Origin of the sequence: Dactylosporangium sp. NPDC000521, assembly GCF_042898305.1 — a bacterium.
GTDB lineage: Bacteria > Actinomycetota > Actinomycetes > Mycobacteriales > Micromonosporaceae > Dactylosporangium.
Genome location: NZ_JBIAYW010000017.1, coordinates 41590 through 62814 on the forward strand (window position 1 = coordinate 41590; position 21225 = coordinate 62814).

15 protein-coding genes are annotated in these 21225 nt (G+C 73.1%); 10 read left to right on the forward strand and 5 right to left on the reverse strand.

Translation table 11 applies throughout. The annotated features are described in order from the left end of the window. Positions 1 to 106: 106 nt before the first annotated feature. Complete coding sequence (locus tag ACFY3L_RS39630; RefSeq protein ID WP_389336639.1) at positions 107 to 886, reverse strand: enoyl-CoA hydratase-related protein; 780 nt, start codon at positions 884 to 886, stop codon at positions 107 to 109. Positions 887 to 929: 43 nt separating this feature from the next. Here ACFY3L_RS39630 and ACFY3L_RS39635 point away from each other — a divergent pair, with 43 nt between their 5' ends. Then, a complete protein-coding gene (locus ACFY3L_RS39635; protein WP_389336642.1) occupies positions 930 to 1598 on the forward strand; it encodes a GntR family transcriptional regulator in 669 nt (222 codons plus the stop codon). Between the two features lie 333 nt (positions 1599 to 1931). Here ACFY3L_RS39635 and ACFY3L_RS39640 read toward each other — a convergent pair whose 3' ends face one another. Next, positions 1932 to 3356, reverse strand: a complete 1425-nt coding sequence (locus ACFY3L_RS39640; protein WP_389336645.1) for an aldehyde dehydrogenase family protein — start codon at positions 3354 to 3356, stop codon at positions 1932 to 1934. A gap of 85 nt (positions 3357 to 3441) precedes the next feature. On the opposite strand from ACFY3L_RS39640, the gene ACFY3L_RS39645 reads away from it, so the two are divergent. The 7 genes from ACFY3L_RS39645 (at position 3442) to ACFY3L_RS39675 (ending at position 12046) form a co-directional block, all read left to right on the forward strand. Further along, positions 3442 to 4611 carry an acyl-CoA dehydrogenase family protein gene (locus tag ACFY3L_RS39645; RefSeq protein ID WP_389336648.1) on the forward strand — a complete coding sequence of 390 codons (1170 nt, stop codon included), beginning with the start codon at positions 3442 to 3444 and terminating at the stop codon, positions 4609 to 4611. 209 nt (positions 4612 to 4820) lie between these two features. Continuing rightward, complete coding sequence (locus ACFY3L_RS39650) at positions 4821 to 6047, forward strand: ABC transporter substrate-binding protein (RefSeq protein ID WP_389336651.1); 1227 nt, start codon at positions 4821 to 4823, stop codon at positions 6045 to 6047. Between the two features lie 7 nt (positions 6048 to 6054). Then, positions 6055 to 7968 carry an ABC transporter permease gene (locus ACFY3L_RS39655; RefSeq protein ID WP_389336654.1) on the forward strand — a complete coding sequence of 638 codons (1914 nt, stop codon included), beginning with the start codon at positions 6055 to 6057 and terminating at the stop codon, positions 7966 to 7968. Further along, a complete protein-coding gene (locus ACFY3L_RS39660; protein WP_389336657.1) occupies positions 7965 to 8732 on the forward strand; it encodes an ABC transporter ATP-binding protein in 768 nt (255 codons plus the stop codon). The genes ACFY3L_RS39655 and ACFY3L_RS39660 overlap by 4 nt, the downstream gene beginning before the upstream one ends. 5 nt (positions 8733 to 8737) lie before the next feature. Further along, entirely contained in the window at positions 8738 to 9442 is a 705-nt protein-coding gene (locus ACFY3L_RS39665) for an ABC transporter ATP-binding protein (RefSeq protein ID WP_389337046.1), read from the forward strand. After that, a complete protein-coding gene (locus tag ACFY3L_RS39670; protein ID WP_389336660.1) occupies positions 9442 to 11394 on the forward strand; it encodes a GMC family oxidoreductase in 1953 nt (650 codons plus the stop codon). Before ACFY3L_RS39665 ends, ACFY3L_RS39670 begins: the two co-directional genes overlap by 1 nt. A 10-nt stretch (positions 11395 to 11404) precedes the next feature. Beyond that, positions 11405 to 12046: a hypothetical protein gene (locus ACFY3L_RS39675; RefSeq protein WP_389336663.1), complete on the forward strand. Its 642-nt coding sequence runs from the start codon at positions 11405 to 11407 to the stop codon at positions 12044 to 12046. A 44-nt stretch (positions 12047 to 12090) separates the two neighbouring features. On the opposite strand, the gene ACFY3L_RS39680 is transcribed toward ACFY3L_RS39675, so the two are convergent. From ACFY3L_RS39680 to ACFY3L_RS39690, 3 genes are all read right to left on the reverse strand, one after another. Continuing rightward, positions 12091 to 14460: an ATP-binding protein gene (locus tag ACFY3L_RS39680; RefSeq protein WP_389336666.1), complete on the reverse strand. Its 2370-nt coding sequence runs from the start codon at positions 14458 to 14460 to the stop codon at positions 12091 to 12093. Positions 14461 to 14624: 164 nt separating this feature from the next. Beyond that, the gene (locus tag ACFY3L_RS39685) at positions 14625 to 16739 is read right to left on the reverse strand and encodes a 3-hydroxyacyl-CoA dehydrogenase NAD-binding domain-containing protein (protein WP_389336669.1); all 2115 of its coding nucleotides are present in this window, start codon (positions 16737 to 16739) and stop codon (positions 14625 to 14627) included. 12 nt (positions 16740 to 16751) lie between these two features. Then, on the reverse strand, positions 16752 to 17963 hold the full coding sequence (locus ACFY3L_RS39690) for an acetyl-CoA C-acetyltransferase (protein WP_389336672.1): 1212 nt from the start codon (positions 17961 to 17963) through the stop codon (positions 16752 to 16754). Between the two features lie 104 nt (positions 17964 to 18067). Between ACFY3L_RS39690 and ACFY3L_RS39695 the strand changes: the two genes are divergently transcribed. After that, positions 18068 to 19240, forward strand: a complete 1173-nt coding sequence (locus tag ACFY3L_RS39695) for a TetR/AcrR family transcriptional regulator (protein ID WP_389336675.1) — start codon at positions 18068 to 18070, stop codon at positions 19238 to 19240. A 100-nt stretch (positions 19241 to 19340) separates the two neighbouring features. Next, positions 19341 to 21182, forward strand: coding sequence for an AMP-dependent synthetase/ligase (locus tag ACFY3L_RS39700; RefSeq protein WP_389336678.1), 1842 nt, complete (start codon positions 19341 to 19343; stop codon positions 21180 to 21182). Positions 21183 to 21225 lie beyond the last annotated feature (43 nt).

A 21225-nucleotide genomic window follows, 5' to 3' on the forward strand; every position in this document is an offset into this window, starting at 1 on the left:
CTGCGCTCCGGCCCGGTCATGCCGCCACCTCCGCTGCGCTCCGGCGTCGGCCTGACCCACACCTGCAACGCCGATTCGCGGCTCCTCCGCTGCGGCTCCGGCCCGCTCATGCGTCCCACCTCGGGGCGGTGCCTCGTGCCAGCGCCGCAGCCGCCGCGAGGAAGTCGGGGCCGGACAGGGACTCCCCCATCAGGCGGACGGCGTCGGCGGTCGCGTCCTGCGCGGTGCTGTCCAGGCCGGCCCACACCTGGCGCCGGATGACGGCCATCGACGACGGCGCGCAGTGCACGGCGAGGTCGGCGGCGTAGGCCTGGGCGGCGGGCAGCACCTCGGCGCGGGGCAGGACCCGCTGCGCGAGGCCCATCCGCTGCGCCTCCGCCGCGTCGATCTTTCGGCCGGAGACGAGCAGGTCCATGGCGTTGCCGACGCCGATGAGGCGGGGCAGCAGCCAGGCGCTGCCGTACTCGGCGATCAGGCCGAGCCGGCTGAACGCGGTGGACAGGCGCGCCTCGGCGGCAAGGAACCGCACGTCGGCGTAGAGGGCGTGGACGAGCCCGAGGCCGGCGGCGCCGCCGTTGACGGCCGCGACGATCGGCGTGCCGAGGGTCAGCGGCAGGTGCGGCTCGAAGCCGAGCTCGTGCAGCAGCCGGTCGCGGTGCTCGGGGTCGAGCAACGCCTGCAGCGCGGCGGGATCGGCGCCGGCGCAGAACCAGTCGCCGGCACCGGTGACGACGATCGCGCGGACCGCCGGGTCCGCGTCGGCCGCCTGGAGCGCCGCGTAGTAGCCGCGGAACATCTCCCACGTCATGGCGTTACGGTGGTCGGGCCGGTCGAACCAGATCGTGTGCACACCGTCGCGGGTCTCGACCCGGAGGCCACTGCTCATCGCGCTCCCTCTTTGACTTTTGACATTTGATACTCTTTGCGCCATGTCCAACCTGTCAGACGGCCGCCCGCAGTTGTCGGAGACCGTGGCGAGCCTGCTGCGGGACCGGATCATGTCCGGGCAGCTGCGGCCCGGTTCGCGGATCCGGCTCGAGCAGGTCGCCGAGGAGACCGGGCTGAGCATCACCCCGGTCCGCGAGGCGCTGCTGATGCTGCGCGCCGAGGACATGGTCGAGCTGCAGCCGCGCCGCGGGCACGTGGTCGCGCCGCTGTCCCGGCAGGACATCATCGACGTCTTCGGGCTGCAGGGGCACATCGCCGGGGAGCTGGTCGCCCGGGTCGCCGCCGTCATCACCCCGGCGCAGCTGGACGAGCTGCGCACGGTGCACCAGCGGCTGGCGAAGGCCGCGCAGGCGCGGCAGGCGGGCAAGGTGGAGCAACTGGAGTTCGAGTTCCACCGCAGCATCAACCGGCTCGCCGACGCCCGCAAGCTGTCGTGGCTGCTGCGGGCCGCGACCCGCTACACGCCGACCCGCTTCTACGCCGCCGACGCGGCCTGGCGCGCCGCCATGACCACCGACCACGAGGCGCTGCTGGCGGCACTGGAGGCCAACGACCCCGACGCGGCCCGCCCCGTCATGGCCCGCCACTTCACCGACGGCGCCGAGCGCCTGGTCAAGCACCTCGACGGACTCGGCCTCTGGACCGCCTGACCTGGCCTTTTGCTGCCCGGCGACACTCGTCACGGTGAGTGATACGGTGACAGCACGCGTGACCTGCCGGTTTGGAAAGATGCTGTAAGGTGCTCTGAGAGCGGAACGCAGCACACCGGAACCCACCCGATCACGACCTGCCGCCTCGCCGCTGGACGAACTGCTCAACGACCTGCTGGGCGAGCTGCTGAACGGCCTGCCGGACGGGCTGCGGGACGAACTCCTGAACGGACTGCCGGACGAGCTACGCAACGGCCGCCTGGACGGCCTGCCGGACGGGCTTCGGGACAGGCTGCTAGACGGGCTCCTGGACGGGCTTCGCAACGGCCGACCTCACCCGCGCCCGTGACGCAGCTTGAACATGGTCAGCGACGTGCGCATCGCCTTCTCGGCGGGCTGCAGGGTCAGCAGGTCGATCGGCGCCCGGAAGCGCTGCCACGTCACGGACTTGGCGCGGCTGAACTCGCGCAGCCCGTCGGCGCCGTGGACCCGGCCGAAGCCTGAGTCGCCGACGCCGCCGAAGGGCAGCGCGGGCACGGCGGCGTAGCCGAGCACCGAGTTGACCGAGACCGCGCCCGCCCGCAGGCCCGCGGCGAGCGCCCGGCCGGTCGCGCGGCGGCGGGTGAAGATGGAGCCGGCCAGCCCGTAGGTGGTGGCGTTCGCCCGGCGCAGCGCCTCGTCGGCGTCGGCGACCCGGTTGACGATCAGCACCGGCCCGAACGTCTCCTCGGTGACGGCGGCGCTGTCCTCGGGGACGCCGGTCAGCAGCACCGGGTCCACGAACGGCGGCCGGACCGAGTCGGCGCCGCCGACGACCGCACGGCCGCCGCGGTCGATCGCGTCGGCGATGTGCCGCCGGACGATCTCCGGCTGCCCGGGGGTGGTCATCGGGCCGTAGTGCGCGCTCTCCTCGGCGCCCGGCCGTACGTCGCGCAGCAGCGGGGTCAGTTCGGCGAGGAACGCGTCGTGGACGGCGTCGACGACGTAGATGCGCTCGACGCCGGCGCACGTCTGGCCCGCGTTGCCGAGGCCGCCGAACACCGCGGCGCTCGCCGCCGCCGGCAGGTCCGCGTCGGCGGTGACGATGAGCGCGTCCTTGCCGCCGCCCTCGATGACGACCGGGGTGAGCCGTTCCGCGCAGGCCGCCATGACGCGACGGGCCGTGGCGGCGGAGCCGGTGAACGCGACCTTGTCCACGCCCGCCCGGCACAGCGCGGCGCCGGTCGCGCCGTCGCCGGTGACCACCTGCAGGACCGGATGCTCGGGCAACAACGACGCCCACTGCGCCGCGAGCCACGACCCGACGCCCGGCGTGAACTCGCTGGGCTTGAACACGACGGCGTTGCCGGCGGCGAGGGCGTGCGAGATGGAGCCCATCGGCGTGTAGAAGGGGTAGTTCCACGGGCCGATCACGCCGACCACCCCGAACGGCACGTACTCGACGGTGCTGGCCTGGTTGAAGGCGAGCAGCCCCGAGGACACGGACCGCCGCCGCAGCACCCGGCCGGCGTGCCGGGCGGCCCAGTCGAGGTGCTCGACGGTGAGCATCACCTCCAGCAGCGCCCCCGCGAGAGGCTTGCCGGTCTCCTCGCGGATCAGTGACGCGAGCTCGGTGACCCGCCGGGCGATCGACGCCTTGAACGCCAGCAGATGGCGCCGCCGCTGCCGGGCGCTGAGACCCGCCCACCAGCCGGCGGCGTCGCGGGCGCGCCGTACCGCTGCCTCAACAGCCACCTCGTGCGCGACGGTCGACGTCATCAGACCTCCCTGACATTTGATATTCGATAGTTTAGCCTCGGTGTCAATCCCCGCGTTCACACCGGCAACCATGGAGGACCCAGCTGTGGAATACAACGATGAGCAACGATCCCTGGTGGCCGCGGTGCAGGACTTCTGCCGCCGCGAGGCCGGCAGCCGGGAGCAGCGCCTGGCGCTGACCGACGGCGGCAGGGAGAACCACAGCCCCGAGCTCTACCGCAAGATGGCCGACCTCGGCTGGCTCGGCATGGCGCTGCCGGAGGAGTTCGGCGGCGGTGGCGCCGGCATGGTCGACCTGTGCCTGTTCCTGGAGACGACGGCGAAGGCGATGGCCCCGATCGGCGGCTTCACCACCTCGATCATCGTCGCCGCCGCGTACGAACGCTTCGGCTCGCCCGAGCAGAAGAAGGTCGTCCTCGGCGGGGTCGCCCGCGGCGCCATCGAGGCGATCGCCATGTCGGAGCCCGAGGCCGGCTCGGACGTGGCGAACCTGAGCTGCCGCGCCGAGCGCCGCGGCGACGGGTGGGTGGTCAACGGGCAGAAGACGTGGTGCTCCAACGCGCACCTCGCCGAGCGCATCCTGCTCGTCGCGCGGACCAGCGGCCGCGCCGGCGACCACAGTGGACTCACCATGTTCCAGGTGCCCACGACGGCCGCCGGCCTGACGGTCTCCGGCATCGGCACGATGGGCGGGCGGGAGGTCAACGACCTGTACTTCACCGACTGCGAGCTGCCCGCGGACGCCGTCGTCGGCACGCTCGACGCCGGTTGGCGGCAGCTGATGGCGGGGCTCAACCTGGAGCGGCTGATCCTCGCCAGCCTCATGCTCGGCACCGCGCAGCGCGCGTTCGACGACGTCCTGGACTACGTCAAGGGGCGACGCCAGTTCGGCCGGCCGATCGGCTCGTTCCAGGTGCTGCGGCACCGCCTCGCCGACCTCGCCACCGAGATCGAGTGCGCCCGGCTCCTCGTGTACGCGACGGCCGCCCAGGTCGACCGGGCGCCGAACACGGTGCTGCCGCGGGAGACGTCGATGGCGAAGCTGAAGGCGACCGAGACCGCCCGCCGGGTGACGCTCGACGCGATGCAGATGATGGGCGGCTACGGCTACGCCACCGAGTACGACATGGAGCGCCTGGTCCGCTCGGCGATCGTGTCCACGGTGTACGGCGGCACCAGCGAGATCCAGCGCGACATCATCGCCAAGACCTACGGCCTGGCCGAGGTTGTTAAGAAAGATTCACGGACGAACTAGAGGCGGACTTCCCAATAAGTTAGCCGTCGTTTACAGTGCCTCGTACGCGATCCACGGGCGTCGCCGCGATGACGGCGGCGCCCATGGGCGTCGCCGGGAAAGCCACGCCGCGACGCCCCACGGGCGTCGCCCGGAAAGCCGCCCCGCGACGCCCCACGGGCCCCCGCCCGCCCCCTCGAGGCAACCCATGTGATCGAAGTGGAGTTCCCATGCTCCGAATCAAAGCCCTCGCCGCCGCCGCCATCGTCATGATCACCGCCGCCTGCGCCGAGGACACCGCCGAGCCGCAGCGCGCCGCACCCAGCTTCGCCAAGCCGCCGATCACCGTCGGCTTCCTCAACCCGAACGGCGGACCGGTCCCGCAGCCCGGCACCGACACCGGCGTCAAGGCCGCCCTCAAGTACGTCAACACCGAGCTGGGCGGCATCAACGGCCACCCGCTCGAGGTCGTGTACTGCGACACCGACACGACCCCGGAGAAGGCGCAGTCGTGCGCCAACACGTTCGTGGAGAAGAAGGTCGTCGCCGTCATGGACGGCTACAACCTGTCCTCCAGCGCGACCCTGCCCGCGCTGACCGCCGCGCAGATCCCGCTCGTCGGCATGATCCCGTTCGACTCGGTCACCGGCGCCAAGGCGGAGAACCGGGTGTTCTTCGCCGCCCCGCAGGCGTCGTTCCTCATCGGCGCGCTGCAGGCGTTCAAGACCGCCGGGAAGACGTCGGTGACCCTCGCGCTCGTCGACACCCCGTCGTCGCACCAGACCATCGACAACCTGCTGCCCGTGCTGGCGAAGACCCTCGGCATCAACGCCAAGGGCATCTACTTCTCCGCCACCAACCCCAACTTCACCGCCGTCGCCTCCACCATCGCCCAGGACAAGCCCGACGTCGGCGGGCTCGTCGCCTCCCCCAGCGAAGCCGTGTGCACGGCACTGGTGAAGGCGCTGCGGCAGCTGCAGTACAAGGGCGAGATCTTCACGGCCGCCTGCACCGACTACATCAAGGCCGGCCCCGCGCAGGCCGCCGGCGGGGCGCTGTACTCCTCCAACTGGCTGCCCGTCGCGGCGAAGTACGTGCCCGCCGAGCTGCAGCGGGAGCTGACCCTGGCGACGAAGTACATCGACGGTGTCGAGGGCGGCACCGGCGGCTACTACGCCGTCGGCGAGTTCGCGCTGCTGGTGAACTTCGCCAAGGCGATGTCCGGCGCCGCCGAGACCGACCTGACCGGCCCCGGTGTGCTCAAGACACTGAAGGGCCTCAAGGACTTCCCGAGCTTCCTCGGCCCGAGGCTCAACTGCGGCAGTGCCACCTCGCCGAACTGCACGACCCAGATCCTGCTGTACGTCGTGCAGCCCGACGGCTCGGCGAAGCCCGTCACGGACACCTGGATCACGCCGGTCCCGCAGGTCCTCGCCGCGATCCCGGGCGCGGTGTAGCAGCACCATGGATCAGGTCCTGCTCTTCGTCACGCTCGGCTTCGCCGCCGGCGCCGTGTACGCCGTCATCGCCACGTCCATCGTGGCGCTGCACGTCGCCACCGGGGTCCTCAACTTCGCGCAGGGTTCCCTCGCGCTGTGGGGCGTCTGGGTCGTCGCCGAGCTGCGCCGCAGCGGCACGCTCGTGCTGCCGGTCGGGTCGGTGCCGCTCGCCGCCGGGCCGCTGCCCGCGTGGACCGCGGTGACGCTCGGGGTGCTGAGCACGGCGGCGCTGGCGTTCGCCGCGCACTGGCTGGTGTTCCGGCCCCTGCGCACCGCGCCGCCGCTGTCGCAGGTGGTGGCGTCGGTCGGGCTGATGCTCGCGATCGCCTCGCTGGTGCCCCTGCGGTTCCGGACCGACGGTGCGCTCGCGGCGCCGCTGCTCACCGACCGGACGCTCGGGCTGGCCGGGACGCGGCTCAACGTGAGCGACCTGATCCTCCTCGCGGTGGCGCTGACCGCGACCGTGGCGTTCACGGTGTACTTCCGGCTCACCCGCTGGGGAGTGGCGACCCGGGCCTGCGCCGAGGACGAGCGGGCCGCCCGGCTCACCGGCCTCTCGCCGGACCGGCTCGCCGCCGTCGCGTGGCTGTCCACCGGCGCCGCGACGGCACTGGTCGCGGTCCTCGCCGCGCCGACCGTCGGGCTCGACCCGATCGGCTACATGTTCTACGTCCTGCCCGGGCTCGCCGCGGCGCTCCTGGCGCGGCTCACCTCGGTCGTGACCGCGGGTCTCGCCGGCGTCGGCATCGGCTGCTTCCAGTCGCTGCTGCTGCTGGCGAGCACCGTCGACGGCTGGCCCGCCTGGGCGCAGGCCGGGCTCGGCGACGCGGTGCCGTTCGTGCTCGTCGTCGTCGCGCTCGTCGTGCTCGGCCGCGGCATCCCCGCCCGCGGCGCGCCCGGCGCGGACCGGATGCCGGCGGTGGCGCTCCCCCGGCGCCGGCTGCGGGCGGGCCTGCTGCTCGCGGGCGCGGCCGGCACCGCGATCGCCCTCACCTCCGGCAGCTGGCGCTTCGGGGTCGTCACCTCCGTCATCATGGCGCTCATCGCACTGTCGCTGGTCGTGCTCACCGGCTACCTGGGGCAGATCTCCCTCGCCTCGATGGCGTTCGCCGGCACCGGCGGCTTCGTGCTCTCCAGGGCCACCGTCGCCTGGGGACTGCCCTTCCCGCTCACCGTCCTCGTGTCGGCGGGCGTCGCCACGCTCGTCGGCGTCGGCCTGCCGGCGCTGCGGATCCGCGGCGCCCAGCTGGCGGTGGTCACGCTCGCCGGCGCGATCGCGATCCAGCAGCTCGTGTTCGCCAACCCGGCGCTGACCCCGTTCGAGGGCAACCTCATCGACGGGCCCACCCTCCTCGGCTGGAGCCTCGAGGTGCGGCGCGGCACCGACCTCACGACGACCGCGTTCGCCGGCACGGTCGTCGTCATCGTCGGGGTGCTCGCCGCCGCCGTCGCGCGGCTGCTCGCCGGCTCGACCGGGCAGGCGTTCCTCGCGGTACGCGCCAACGAGCGCGCCGCGGCCGCGGCCGGCATCGACGTGGCCCGCACGAAGCTCGCCGGGTTCGCCGTCGCCGCGTTCCTCGCCGGGGTCGGCGGCTGCCTCATCGGGTACAGCCGCTCGCAGCTGTCCGCGGAGTCGTTCAACGTCGTCGTCGGCCTCGGTGTGCTGTGCATGACGTACGTCGGCGGCATCACCCGGATCAGCGGCGCCGTCATCGCCGGGCTCGTCGCGCCGCTCGGGGTGCTGTACACGCTGCTCAACACGACGTTCGGCCTCGGCCGCTACTACACGCTCATCGCCGCGTGCGCGCTCGTCGTCACCGCGGTGCTCAACCCCTCCGGCATCGCCGGCAGCCTCCACCGCCGGAAGGTGGCGGCATGACACTCCTGGAAGCCACCGGACTGACGGTGCGGTACGGCGGCGTCCTCGCCAACACCGACGTCACCCTCCACGTCGACGCCGGCGAGGTGGTCGGGCTGATCGGGCCGAACGGCGCCGGCAAGACCACGTTCGTCGACGCGGTCACCGGCTTCACCCCGGCCGGCGGCTCCGTCACGCTCGCCGGGCGCCGCCTCGACGGGCTCCCACCGCACGCCCGCCGCCGCGCGGGCCTCGCCCGCACCTGGCAGGCGGGCGAGCTCTTCGGCGACCTGACCGTGCGGCAGAACGTCGCCGTCTCCGCCGCCCGGGGACCGCTGCGCAACCTGTGGAGCGACCTGACCGGACGGGCGGTCCGGGCCGGCGACGTGGACGCGGCACTGGAGATGTTCGGCCTGCAGTTCGTCGCCGACCGGCGCCCCGGCGAGCTGAGCCTGGGCCGGCAGAAGATCGCCGGGGTGGCCCGCGCCCTCGCCGGCGGGACCCGCGCGGTCCTGCTCGACGAGCCGGCCGCCGGGCTCGACACCGACGAGAGCGCCGAGTTCGGCGGGCACGTGCGGGCGATCGCGGCGGCGGGCCTCGGCGTGCTGCTCATCGACCACGACATGAACCTCGTCTTCGACGTCTGCGACCGCGTGTACGTCCTCGACTACGGCGCCGTCATCGCCGCCGGCACGCCCCACGCGGTCCGCGCCGACCCGGCCGTGCGGACCGCGTACCTCGGCGCTCCGACCGAAGCCGGCGCTCCATCGGAGGTGGCTTCTTGACCGTCGTGCTGAAGCTCGCGGGTGTCACCGCGGGGTACGCGGGCGTCCCCGCCGTGCGGGACCTCGACCTCGAGGTCGCCGAGGGCGAGGTCCTGGCGCTGCTCGGCCCCAACGGTGCCGGGAAGACCACGACACTGCTCACCGCCGCCGGAGTCATCACCCCGACCGCGGGCACCGTCACCGCGTACGGGCGGCCGCTGCACCGGCGCGTCGAACGCAACGCCCGCGCCGGGCTCGTCCTCGTCCCCGACACGCGCGGCGTGTTCCACGGCCTGACCGTCCGGGAGAACCTGACCCTCGCCCGGCGGGCCGACCTCGGCCGGGTGCTGGAGCTGTTCCCCACCCTGGAGCCGCTGCTGGGCCGCCGGTGCGGGCTGCTGTCCGGCGGCGAGCAGCAGCTGCTCGCCATCGCCAAGGCCCTCGTCGGCATGCCGCGGATCCTGCTCGTCGACGAGCTCAGCATGGGCCTGTCCCCCATCGCCGTGCAGGCGATCCTGCCGACCGTCCGCGCGCTCGCCGACCGGCTCGGCGTCGCCGTCGTGCTCGTCGAGCAGCACATCGACCTCGCCCTGACCGTCGCAGACCGGGCCGTCGTGCTCCACCACGGCCGCGCCGTCCTCGCCGGACCCGCCCGCCGGCTGCGCGCGCAGCGGCACACCGTCGCCGAGGCGTACTTCGGCGCGTCACCTTCGACGACCGGGAAGTCCTGATGGAACTCACCGCCAGGCAGCGCGCCGCGCTCGCCAGCATCTGCGACACGTTCGCGCCCGGCGACGGCGACGGCATCCCGTCGGCTCGCGAGATCGGCGCCGTCGACATCATGGCCGGCCTCGTGCTGGGCAACCCACGCGCCGCGGAGACGAAGCAGTTCCTGCAGCTGCTGTCGCTGTGGGACACGCCGTTGGCCGCGCCGCTGCGCGGTGGCGGGCCGCGCCGGTTCTCCCGGCAGCCGCAGGCCCGGCGGGAGGCGATCCTGCTCGGGCTCGCCGGGTCCGGCAACGCCCGCAAGCGGGCGCTGTTCCAGGCGCTCAAGGGCGCCGCGACGCTCTCGTACTACCTGGCGCCCGGCCCGACCGGGCACTCGCCGCTGTGGGACGCGATCGGCTATCCGGGCCCCCTCGGTACACGAGCCGACGCCGCCGAACCGCCGCTGAAGCCGCTCCGCCCGGCCGGGCCGACCGAGCTGGACTGCGACGTAGTCATCGTCGGATCCGGTGCGGGCGGCGGGACCGCGGCCGCCGTCCTCGCCGCCGCCGGGCTCGACGTCGTCGTCGTGGAGAAGGGTGGCTACCACGACGACCGCGACTTCGACGGCGGCGAGCTGTCCGGCCTGTCCCGGCTCTACGCGCCCGGCCCCGCCGCGACCGCCGAGGGGCAGCTGAGCCTGCTGCAGGGCCAGGGCGTCGGCGGCGGCACCGTCGTCAACTACACCACGTCGTTCCGCACCCCCGCCGGGGTCCGCGACGAGTGGGCCTCGCACGGCGTGCCGCAGTTCGCCACCGACGAGTACGACCGCTCCCTCGACGCGGTCTGGACCCGCCTCGGCGTCAACCTCGACCACGGCGCGATCTCCTCCCGCGACGCGCTCATGCAGGCCGGGCTCACCAAGCTCGGCTGGCACGTCGCGGAGATGCCGCGCAACGTCATCGGCTGCGACACCGGCATCGAGTGCGGCCGGTGCGGCCTCGGCTGCCGCATCGGCGCCAAGCAGTCCGTGGCGAAGACGTGGCTCGTCGACGCGCAGCGGGCCGGCGCGCGCCTGCTCGTCGGCGTCGACGTGCGGACCGTCACCGTCGCGGCCGGCTCCGCCACCGGCGTCGCCGGGCGCACCGCCGACGGCTTCCCGGTCACCGTGCGCGCCCGGGCGGTCGTCGCCGCCGCGGGCAGCATCCAGACGCCGGCGCTGCTGCGCCGCTCCGGTCTCACCAACCCGAACATCGGCCGGCACCTGCACCTGCACCCGGCCACCGGCGTCTGGGGCACCTTCGCCGAGGAGGTCCGCCCGTGGGAGGGCGGGATGCAGACGCGGTACTCCACCGAGCACGCCGACCTCGACGGCCGCGGCCACGGCGTCATCTACGAGACGGCCGCCACCAACCCGGCGATCGCCGTGTCGTTCATGAGCTGGCGGGGCGCGCGGTCGCACCTCGCCCAGATGCGTGCCCTGCCGCACCTCAGCGGCGTCGGTGTCATCACCCGCGACCGCGACGCCGGCCACGTCACCGTCGACCGCGACGGTGAGCCCGTCGTGCACTACCGGCTCTCCGCGTACGACGCCGCCCACATGCGGGCCGGGATCGCCGGCGCGGCCCGCATCGTGGAGGCGGCCGGCGCGCTGACCGTCTTCTCCGGCCACCAGCGCGGCCTGACCTGGGAACGCGGCAAGGGCTCGATCGACGACTTCATCGCGTACACCGACGGCCTCGGCACCGCGCCCGGCGAGCTGTCGATGGCGGCGCTGCACATCATGGGCGCTGCGCGCATGGGCGGCTCCCGGGCCACGTCGGCGACGAACCCGGACGGCGCGACGTGGGAGGTCCCGAACCTCGTCGTCGCCGACGCGTCCTGCTTCCCCTCCTCGTCCGGCGTCAACCCGATGATCTCCGTGGAGGCGATCGCCCACATGAACGCGGGCCGCCTCGCCGCGGCGCTGAAGAAGTAGGATCGTCGGCGTGACGCTGCCGCCCCCGACCGTGGAGCGGCTCGCCCACTCCGTCGCGGTCTTCAACGGCTACGCCAACGCCGACCGGACCTGGCACGACTTCGTCGCGCGGACCGCGCCGGGCCCGGACCTCGACCGGCCGGAGCACCGGCGGCTGCTGCACCGCTGGCTCAACTCGTGGGGCTGCCGCATCCGGTATCCGCGCGACGGCGAGCCGGACCTGTTCGACGCCGGGATCGCCGGCTGGTGGGCCGCGTCCGGCGCGACGCTGCCGGCCGGTCCGCTGCGGCTGGCCTCCGACGGCGACCTGGCCGCGCTCGGCACGGCGTACGCCACCCTGGCCGCCGTGCCGGCCGGTCCCCGCCGCACGCTCGGCCCGACCGCCGCCGCCAAGGCCCTGTACGCGCTGCGCCCCGACACCGTGATGCCCTGGGACGCCGCCATCGCGGTCACGCTGCACGGTGCCCGTGACGGCGCGGCCTTCACCCGCCACCTCGCCCTGGGCCGGGCCTGGGCCGCGGCCCTGGTCGCCGCGACCGGCACCGACGACGCTTCGCTTCCCGCGTTCCTCGGCCGCCCGTCGGTCACGCTCGCCAAGCTCCTCGACGAGTACACCTACGTCAGCATCACGCTGGGACACGAGCCGTGCTGACCACGTGACGCGAGCACGACCGCCCATCGCACCAGGCGGCGGTGTCAGACCAGCAGCTGCGCCGGGATCCGCACGTCCGCCACAGTACCGCCGGCGGGGGTGGGGAACAGCCGGACCGTGATGCCATGGCGCGCCGCCAGGTGGCTCACCGCGTAAAGCCCGACCATCCTGTTGGAGGAGGGCGGGCCGGGGCGGGTGAGCTGGTCGTTGAGCTCGAGGAGGTGGCCGGGCGAGATCCCGATTCCGGCGTCCTCGACGGTGATGTGCAGGCCGTCACCGATCCGGCGAGCAGTGACGTCGACCATGGCGTCGGGCGGGGAGAACGTCGTGGCGTTGTCGAGCAGCTCCGCGATCAGGTGGACCACGTCGAAGACCGCGAAGCCGGCGATGTTCGCGCGCCGGTCGAACACCATGAAGCGGAGGCGGGTGAAGTCCTCGATCTCGGACTGCGCGCTGAGCAGCACGTCGGCCACGGATGCCGGTTCATGGCGGGAACGAAGCGGATCGGCGCCCGCGAGGGCGAGCAACGTCTCGCCGGACCGGCGGATCCGGCCGGACAAGTGGTCCAGCCGCAACAGCTCCGTCAGCCGGTCCGGGTCCTGCTCCCGGTCCGTCAGCTGGTGCAGCACGGTGCGCAGACGGAGGCCCAGGTACTGCGACCTGCGAACCATGGTGCCGAACACCTTCGATGTCATGGCCTGCGCCTCGGCGCCACGCAGCGCCGCCGTCGTGCGAAGCAGGTGAACGTAGAGGTCGACGGCGCCGGGATGGTATCCGCGCCGTACCGATGGGAAGACCGGCGGGTCGGGGATCAGCACCGATCCGGCGGTGAGGGCAGCGCGGGCACGGTCGAAGTACTCGTCCACCGCCGCGGGGTCATATCCGCGGCCTTCGGTGAGCAGGCCCGGCTGCGGCGGCAGGTCCAGCCCGGAGGGCTCCCAGGCGGGATGCGGGAAGGGCACAGGCGGGGGCGGGCCGTCGACGTCGTCGCCGAGGAGCCGCCCTGCCGCGGCCCGGCTGCCCATCGGGCCGCGGGTCACCTCCCGGTGCCGCCGCGCCGCAGTCTCCTTCCGGGCCGCCGCCTCGTTCATGGACGCCGTGCGCAGCGCCCGGAGGTGAGCCACTTCCTCCCCGATCGCGGCGGCCTCGGCCTTCGCCTCGTCCGCGGCCTGCTCGGCCGCCCGTAGCCGCTGCTCCGCCTGCTCGGCGGCGTGCACGGCGAGGACCGCGTCCTGCTCGGCCTTCGCCCTGGCGAGGGTGGCCGCCTCGACCTGGGCCTTCGCCTCGGCGATGATCTCGTCGTACTCCTGCTGGGCGGCACCGACGATCTGCTCCGCCTCGGCGCGGGCCGCGTGCACGCTCTGCAGGTCGAGGGTGCCGTCCTGCGGCGCCGGCGGTTCGTCGGGGCCGGCATCGGCGGGGTGCGCCGACAGCAGGGCCCGCGCCGCCGCGACGACCGGCGGGATCTCCTGGCCTGCCAGCTCTTCCAGCACCCGCCTGGCGGTCACCGCACGGCCCGGCGAGCCACCGAGCCACTGCCCGAGGGTCGTCACGGCGCCGAGCCTGACCTCAGGGTGCTGGCTGTCGAGGGCGGTGCGCAGCGAGGCCGGCAGCGGCACCGGCTTGATCACGGCGCCGGCGAGGCTGCGGGCGAGCACGATCTTGCCCTCGCCGCCGAAGATCCACCGCTGTGGCGTCTGTGCCGCCTGCCGCCTGCGGACGTACTCGAACGCGTAGGCGTAGGCGTCGTCGACGCAGATGTAGCCGTCCCGGTCGGTGTCCGCGTCGCCTGACCGCAGGCCCTCGATCATGCCGGTGGTGAACACCGACCCGGCGACGAGCGCGCCCGGCAGCACCTCGCCTTCGAACGAGTACTCGCCGGCCCTGGACGCGGTGAGCACCGCCCGGCCGCGACCGCTGCTGCCGATGAGGTGCCGTTCGAGGTTGACCTCCGGCTCGCCCTTCGCCCCGTCGGAGAACGCTCCGCTGAAGCAGCAGTCGAGGATGACGACCTGGCGGGCTCTGCACTCGTCGAGCTGTTCGAGCAGCCACCTCGACTCGATGCCGGTGGAGCCGAGGTGGGTGGTCCGGGAGTCGGTCGCGGCGAAGTACAGCCGTCCGCGCCGGTCCCGCACGCCGTGGCACGACAGGTACACGACGACCAGATCGTCGGGTTCCCGGCCGGTGAGGAAGTCCTCCACCTCGACGCGGATGTCGTGTGCGGTCCGGTCGATGAGCGACGACACCGCGAACGCGCCGATGGCGGGGTCGGCGAGGACCTCGGCGAGGCCGGCCGCGTCGTGGGCGGGCGCGCGCAGCTGGCTCAGTGCGGGATCGGCATACGTCGCGGTGGCGATGACCAGGGCGAACCTGGGTCCAGGGGGCAGTTCAGGGGCGGGTGCTCGGCCGCGCACGCCGGACCTCGTCGCTCAGCACTCCGACAGCACGGTGCACGTCGATCACCAACCGCCCTCCTCCGCGTCACCGTCCGTTGTATCACTCGCAGGAAGGGCACGGCTCACCGGAAGGGCACGGCGCGGCAGAGGGTGCGGGGCTGGACCCCGCACCCTCACGACGGCTATTCGAAGCGTTCGCCGCGGGCGGCCTTGTCGAGCAGGAGCTGGGGCGGGTCGAAGCGGCCGCCGTAGCGGGCGGCGAGCTCCGACGCGCGGGCGGTGAAGCCGGGCAGGCCGCCCCGGTACTGGTTGGCGTACTGCAGGACACCGCCGGTCCAGGCCGGGTAGCCGATGCCGAGGATGGAGCCGACGTTGGCGTCCACGGCCGAGGTCAGGACGCCCTCCTCGAGGCAGCGAATGGTTTCAAGGGTCTCGATGAACAGCATCCGCTCGATGAGGTCGGTGAAGGGGACGTCGAGGTTGGTGCCGCCGAAGGCGTCGCGCAGGCCGGGCCAGAGGGTGGAACGCCGGCCGGCCTGGTAGTCGTAGAAGCCGGCGCCGCCGGAACGGCCGGGCCGGCCGGCGGCGATCAGGTGGTCGATGACGGCATCGGCGGCGTGGGGGGTCCAGGTGCCGCCGCCGGCGACGATCGCGGCCGCGGTCTCCTGGCGGATCTTCTGGGGCAGGGTGAGGGTGAGCTCGTCCATGAGGGCGAGGACCGGTGCGGGGTACCCGGCCTGCGAGCTGGCCTGCTCGATGGTGGCGGCGGGGATGCCCTCGGCGAGCATCGAGACGCCCTCGTTGGTGAATGTGCCGATGACGCGGCTGGTGAAGAACCCGCGGCTGTCGTTGACGACGATCGGCGTCTTCTTCAGCTGCCGCACCACACCCAGTGCCCGGTCCACGGCGGCGTCGGACGTCTCAGCGCCCTTGATCACCTCGACCAGGGGCATCTTGTCCACGGGTGAGAAGAAGTGCAGCCCGACGAAGTCCTCCCGGCGGGTCACCCCTTCGGCGAGGGCCGAGATCGGCAGCGTCGAGGTGTTGGAGCACAGCAGCGCGTCCGGCGCTACGACGTCCTGGATCTCGGCGAACACCTTGTGCTTCAGGCCCGGGTCCTCGAACACCGCCTCGATGACCAGGTCACACCCGGCCAGGTCGGCGGCGTCGGCGGTCGGGGTGATCCGGGCCAGGATCTCCTCAGCCGGCAGGAACGGCTTCTTCGACAGCACGCGCACCGCGTACTGCTTGCCGCGGGCGGCCGCCTCGACGGTGACGTCCTTCAGCAGCACCTGCATGCCGGCCTTCGCGCACACGTACGCGATCGCCGCGCCCATCATCCCCGCGCCGAGGACCGCCACCCTGCCGAACGTCTGTGACCCGGCGCCACGCGCGTTGGCGGCCTGCACGTCGAAGAACAGCGCCTTGATCATGTTCTTGGCGATCTGGCCGGTGGCGAGCTCGATGAAGTAGCGGCCCTCGATGACGAACGCCGTCTCCAGGTCGACCTGGGCGCCCTCGACAGCGGCGGCGAGGATGTTGCGTGGCGCCGGGTACGGGGCGCCCTTCAGCTGCTTGCGCAGGGTCGCAGGAAACGCCGGGAGCTGGGCCGCGAGCGCGGGTGTCGCGGGTGTGCCGCCGGGGATGCGGTAGCCCTTCACGTCGTACGGCTGGACCGCGCCCGGGTTCGCGAGAATCCACGCCTTCGCCCGGTCGAGGAGCTCCTCGCGGGGCGCGACCTCGTGCACCAGGCCGTGTTCGAGCGCGGCGGAGGGCCGGTGCCGCTGCCCGCGCACGAGCCAGTTGGTGAGCGCGTCGGCGATGCCGAGCAGCCGCACGGTGCGCACGACCCCGCCGGCGCCGGGCAGCAGCCCGAGCGTCACCTCGGGGAACCCGATCTCGACGCGGGCGTCGTCGGCGGCGACCCGGTGGTGGCAGGCGAGCGCGATCTCCAGCCCACCGCCGAGCGCGGAGCCGTTGATCGCGGCGACCACCGGCCGGCCGAGCGTCTCGAGGCGGCGCAGCGCCTGCTTGAGGCGGCGCGTGTCGGCGTCGATCGCCGCGGCGTCGTCGAGCCGCAGCAGCGACTCGAGGTCGCCGCCGGCGAAGAACGTCTGCTTGGCGGAGGTGAGGATGACGCCGGTGATGTCGTCGCGCTCGCGTTCCAGCCGGTCCACGGTGGCGACGAGGCTCTCGCCGAACTCGTCGTTCATCACGTTCGCGGAGCGCCCCGGGTGGTCGAGGGTCAGCAGGACGATCCCGTCCTCGCCGCGCTCCCAGCGGATGGTGTCAGCCATGTCTGTGTCCCCCTACAGGCGTTCGATGACGGTTGCGATGCCCATGCCGCCGCCGACGCAGAGCGTGGCGAGGCCGTAGCGGCCGCCGCGCCGCTCCAGCTCGTCGGTGAGGGTGCCGAGGATCATGGCGCCGGTCGCGCCGAGCGGGTGGCCCATGGCGATGGCGCCCCCGTTGACGTTGACGATGTCCATGCTGAGCCCCAGGTCGGCGACGAACCGCAGTACCACGGCCGCGAACGCCTCATTGATCTCGACGAGATCCAGGTCGTCGACGCCGAGGCCGGCCTTCGCGAGGGCCTTGCGGGCGGCGGGTGCCGGGCCGGTGAGCATGATGGTCGGGTCGGCGCCGCTGACCGCGGTGGCGACGACGCGGGCGCGTGGCGTGAGGCCGGCGGCGGTGCCGGCCGCCTCGTTGCCGATGACGACGAGCGACGCGCCGTCGACGATGCCGGAGGAGTTGCCGGCGGTGTGCACGTGCTCGATCCGCTCGACCCAGTGGTACCGCTGCAGCGCCACCGCGTCGAAGCCGCCCATCTCACCGATCGTCGCGAACGACGCCGGCAGCTGCCCGAGACCCTCCAACGTGGACGCTCGCAGGTGCTCGTCGCGGTCGAGGACGACCAGCCCGTTTCGGTCCTTCACCGGCACCACGGACCGGGCGAAGTAGCCGTTGGCCCATGCCTTCGCGGCGCGGGTCTGCGACTGCAACGCGTAGCGGTCGACGTCTTCGCGGCTGTACCCGTCGAGGGTGGCGATCAGGTCGGCGCCGATGCCCTGCGGCACGAAGCCGGTGTCGTAGTTGGTCTCCGGGTCGAGGGCCCAGGCGCCGCCGTCGGAGCCCATCGGCACCCGCGACATCGACTCGACGCCGCCGGCGAGGACGAGGTCCTCCCAGCCGGACCGGACCTTCTGCGCGGCGAGGTTCACCGCCTCGAGGCCGGAGGCGCAGAACCGGTTGAGCTGCACGCCGGCGACCGTGTCGGGCAGCCCGGCGGCGAGGGCGGCGGTCTTGGCGATGTCGGCGCCCTGGTCGCCGAGCGGTGACACGACGCCGAGCACGACGTCGTCGATCCGGGCCGGGTCCAGGCCCGGCGCGCGGCGCAGCGCCTCCTCGATCAGGCCGCTGACGAGCGACACCGGCTTCACCGAGTGCAGTGCTCCGGTGGGCTTGCCGCGGCCGCGCGGCGTGCGCAGCGCGTCGTAGATGTACGCCTCGGGTGCCATGGCCGCTCCTCGCCTAGACGCTCTCTGATGCGAATCCCGCCTAACTTTCTGTGCCGGTGCGCTCTGTTGTCAAGCGTTGTCGCGGCAGCGCTAACCTGTACCCCGTGCGAACAGCAGCGAACAGCGCGGGATCCGCCACGCCGGCGAAGCGGCCCAAGGACCGCAAGGACCGCATCGCCCTGGCCGGCGCCGAGCTGTTCTGCGAGCGGGGCTACCACGGGGTGTCCGTCGACGAGATCGCCGCGGTCGTCGGCATCAGCGGCCCCGCGGTCTACCGCCACTTCCCGAACAAGTACGCGATCCTCGTGCACGCCACCCGGGACGTCGTCAACGCGCTGCTCGCCGCCACCACCGAGGGCACCCTGGACGAGCTGCTCGCCGCGGTCGCCGACGTCGCCGTGGCCAAGCGCCGCGCCGCCGGGCTGTACCAGTGGGAGCGGCGGTACCTCACCGGGGAGCACCGCCGCGAGTTCGGCGCCGGCCTCGCCGAGCTGGTCGGCCGGCTCGCCGGGCCGCTGCGCGCCGAGCGGCCCGAACTGGCCGCGGGCCAGGCGGAGCTGCTGGTCAACGCCGCGCTCAGCGCGTTCGGCAGCGTCACCACGCACCGCGTGGCGGCCACCGGCACCGACACCGCGCGGCTGCTGACCCGGGTCGCGTGGACCCTCCTGCGCGCCGACCCGCCGCAGCTGCCGGCGGGCGGCGTGGACACACCCGCGGTGATCAAGCCGGCGTCGCGCCGCGAGCTGCTGCTCATCGAGGCGATCCGGCTCTTCCACCGGCACGGCTTCCACGCCGTCCCCGTCGAGGACATCGGCCGCGCGGCGGGCATGCAGGCGTCCAGCGTCTACCGGTACTTCCCGAGCAAGGCCGACCTGCTCGCGGCCGCCTACTACCGGGCCACGGACCGGCTCACCGGCGCGACGAGCACGGCGATCGCGGAGGCGAGCGACCCCGCCGACGCGCTGCGGCGGGTCGTGGCGGCCTACGTCGACTTCGCGTTCGGCCAGAGCGACCTGGTCGCGGTCTACCTGGCCGAGAACAACAACCTGCCCGACACCGACCGGCACCAGCTGCGCGGGGCGCAGCGCCTGCACGTCGAGGAGTGGGTGCGGCTCGTCGGAGCGGTCCGGCCGGAGCTGCCGGTCGCCGACGCGCGGGTCCTCGTGCACGCGGCGCTCAACGTGGTCACCGACATCGGCCGCCTGGGCGGCTTCGACCGCACCCCGGGCTACTCCTCGCAGACCGCCGGTCTTGCACTGGCGGCTTTGCACGCGTGAGTCACGGTTCACGCGCCTGACGTCGGGTCTCTTCCCAATAAGTTAGTCGCGAGTTACAGTCCCTCCCAGAGCTGATCCGTCGGCCGAGGAGGCTGAGTCCATGACCGCCAACCTGGACCTCGCGACGCGCTGCGCGGACATCGCCGCCGGCACGAGCATTCCCGCACTACTGCACCGCAACGCCACCGAACACCCCGACCTGGTGGCGCTGAGCACCTTCGGCACCGACGACTCCGCCACCTGGCTGGAGCTGCGTGACCGGGTCGCCGCCATGGCCCGCGGGCTGAGCGCCCTCGGCCTCTCCCCCGGCGACCGCATGATCATGAGCCTGCCGAGCCGCATCGAGCACTGGGTCGCCGACCTCGCCGCCGTGCACCTCGGCGCCGTCCCCTGCACCGCGTACGCCACCCTCAGCGCCGAACAGCTGCGGTACATCGCCCAGCACAGCGCGGCGAAGATCCTCGTGGTCAACGGACTGCCCGAGCTGCGCCGCTGGCAGGCCGTCCTCGGGGAGCTTCCCGGCGTCGAACACGTCATCGTCGTCGAGGAGGACGCGGTACAGGCGGGGACGACCGCACTGTCCACAGTGGCCTCCGACGGGGCCGCGCTGCACGCCGCCGACCCGTCCGTGTTCGAGCAGGCCTGGCGGCAGGTGCGCACCGAGCAGCCCGTCACGCTGCTCTACACCTCCGGCACCACCGGCGACCCCAAGGGCGTGCTGCTGTCGCACCGCAACGTCGTCTACCAGTGCGCGGTCCTGGAAGGGCAGGTGGAGGTGCCCGACCACCCGCGCACCCTCGCGTACCTGCCGCTCGCGCACATCGCCGAACGCGTCCTGGGCATCTACAACCTGCTCTACCGCGTCGGGCACGCCACGATCGTCACCGACGGCAAGCAGCTCGTCGCCGCGCTGCGCGCGGTCCGGCCGCACTCGTTCTTCGGCGTCCCCCGCGTCTGGGAGAAGATGGCCGCCGGCGTGCAGGCCCAGCTTGGCGCCGCCGACCCCGCCGTCCGGGCCGCGTTCGAGACCGCCAGCGGCCTGGCCCGGGAGAGCTTCCACGCCCGCGCCGACGGGAAGATCCTCACCGAGGAGCAGACAGCGCAGCTCGCCGCCATGGACGCCGCGGTACTGGCACCGATGCGTGCCCTGCTCGGCCTCGACGAGATGCGCTGGGCCGGCAGCGGCGCCGCGCCGATCCCCGTGGAGGTGCTGCTGTTCCTGGCCGGCCTCGGCGTCGACGTGCTCGAGGTGTGGGGCATGACGGAGACGACCGGCACCGCGACCATCAACACGCCCACGACCTTCCGCCCCGGCACCGTCGGCCGGGCCAACGCCGGCATGGAGCTGCGCCTGCTCGACGACGGCGAGATCCAGGTCCGCGGCCCGCTGGTCTGCCTCGGGTACCTCGACCCCGACGGCTCGACGCAGTCCATTGTGGACACCGACGGCTGGCTCTCCACCGGCGACGTCGGCGCCGTCGACGCGGACGGGTTCCTCACCATCACCGACCGCAAGAAGGAGCTCATCATCACGTCCAGCGGGAAGAACATCTCCCCCGCACAGATCGAGAACCTGCTGCGGGTCAGCCCGCTGATCGGCCAGGCCGTCACGATCGGCGACCGGCGCCCGTACATCACCGCGCTCATCGTCCTCGACGAGGAGGTGGCCCCCATCTGGGCCGCATCACAGGGCCTGGCCGACGTCAGCCTCGCCGCGCTCGCCTCCGACCCGGCGGTCCACGCGGCGGTGTCGGCGGTGGTCGCCTCGGTCAACGAGCGCCTGTCCCGCCCCGAGCAGATCAAGACCTTCCGCATCATGCCGTCCGCCTGGACCCCCGAAACCGGCGAGATCACCCCGTCCCTGAAGCTCCGCCGCCGCGTCGTCGCCTCGAAGCACGCCGCCGTCATTGAGGAGATGTACGCGTCAACTACCCGCCCGTGAATGACTCCGTTGGCGAATGGCCAGAGAACTCGAACCCCTCTGT

Bases quoted from the DNA above. Each gene is read 5' to 3' on its own strand.
- ACFY3L_RS39690 (WP_389336672.1), bottom strand. From the start codon at position 17,963: ATGGCACCCGAGGCGTACATCTACGACGCGCTGCGCACGCCGCGCGGC.
- ACFY3L_RS39630 (WP_389336639.1), bottom strand. From the start codon at position 886: ATGAGCAGTGGCCTCCGGGTCGAGACCCGCGACGGTGTGCACACGATC.
- ACFY3L_RS39660 (WP_389336657.1), top strand. From the start codon at position 7,965: ATGACACTCCTGGAAGCCACCGGACTGACGGTGCGGTACGGCGGCGTC.
- ACFY3L_RS39635 (WP_389336642.1), top strand. From the start codon at position 930: ATGTCCAACCTGTCAGACGGCCGCCCGCAGTTGTCGGAGACCGTGGCG.
- ACFY3L_RS39685 (WP_389336669.1), bottom strand. From the start codon at position 16,739: ATGGCTGACACCATCCGCTGGGAGCGCGGCGAGGACGGGATCGTCCTG.
- ACFY3L_RS39650 (WP_389336651.1), top strand. From the start codon at position 4,821: ATGCTCCGAATCAAAGCCCTCGCCGCCGCCGCCATCGTCATGATCACC.
- ACFY3L_RS39640 (WP_389336645.1), bottom strand. From the start codon at position 3,356: ATGACGTCGACCGTCGCGCACGAGGTGGCTGTTGAGGCAGCGGTACGG.
- ACFY3L_RS39700 (WP_389336678.1), top strand. From the start codon at position 19,341: ATGACCGCCAACCTGGACCTCGCGACGCGCTGCGCGGACATCGCCGCC.
- ACFY3L_RS39670 (WP_389336660.1), top strand. From the start codon at position 9,442: ATGGAACTCACCGCCAGGCAGCGCGCCGCGCTCGCCAGCATCTGCGAC.
- ACFY3L_RS39655 (WP_389336654.1), top strand. From the start codon at position 6,055: ATGGATCAGGTCCTGCTCTTCGTCACGCTCGGCTTCGCCGCCGGCGCC.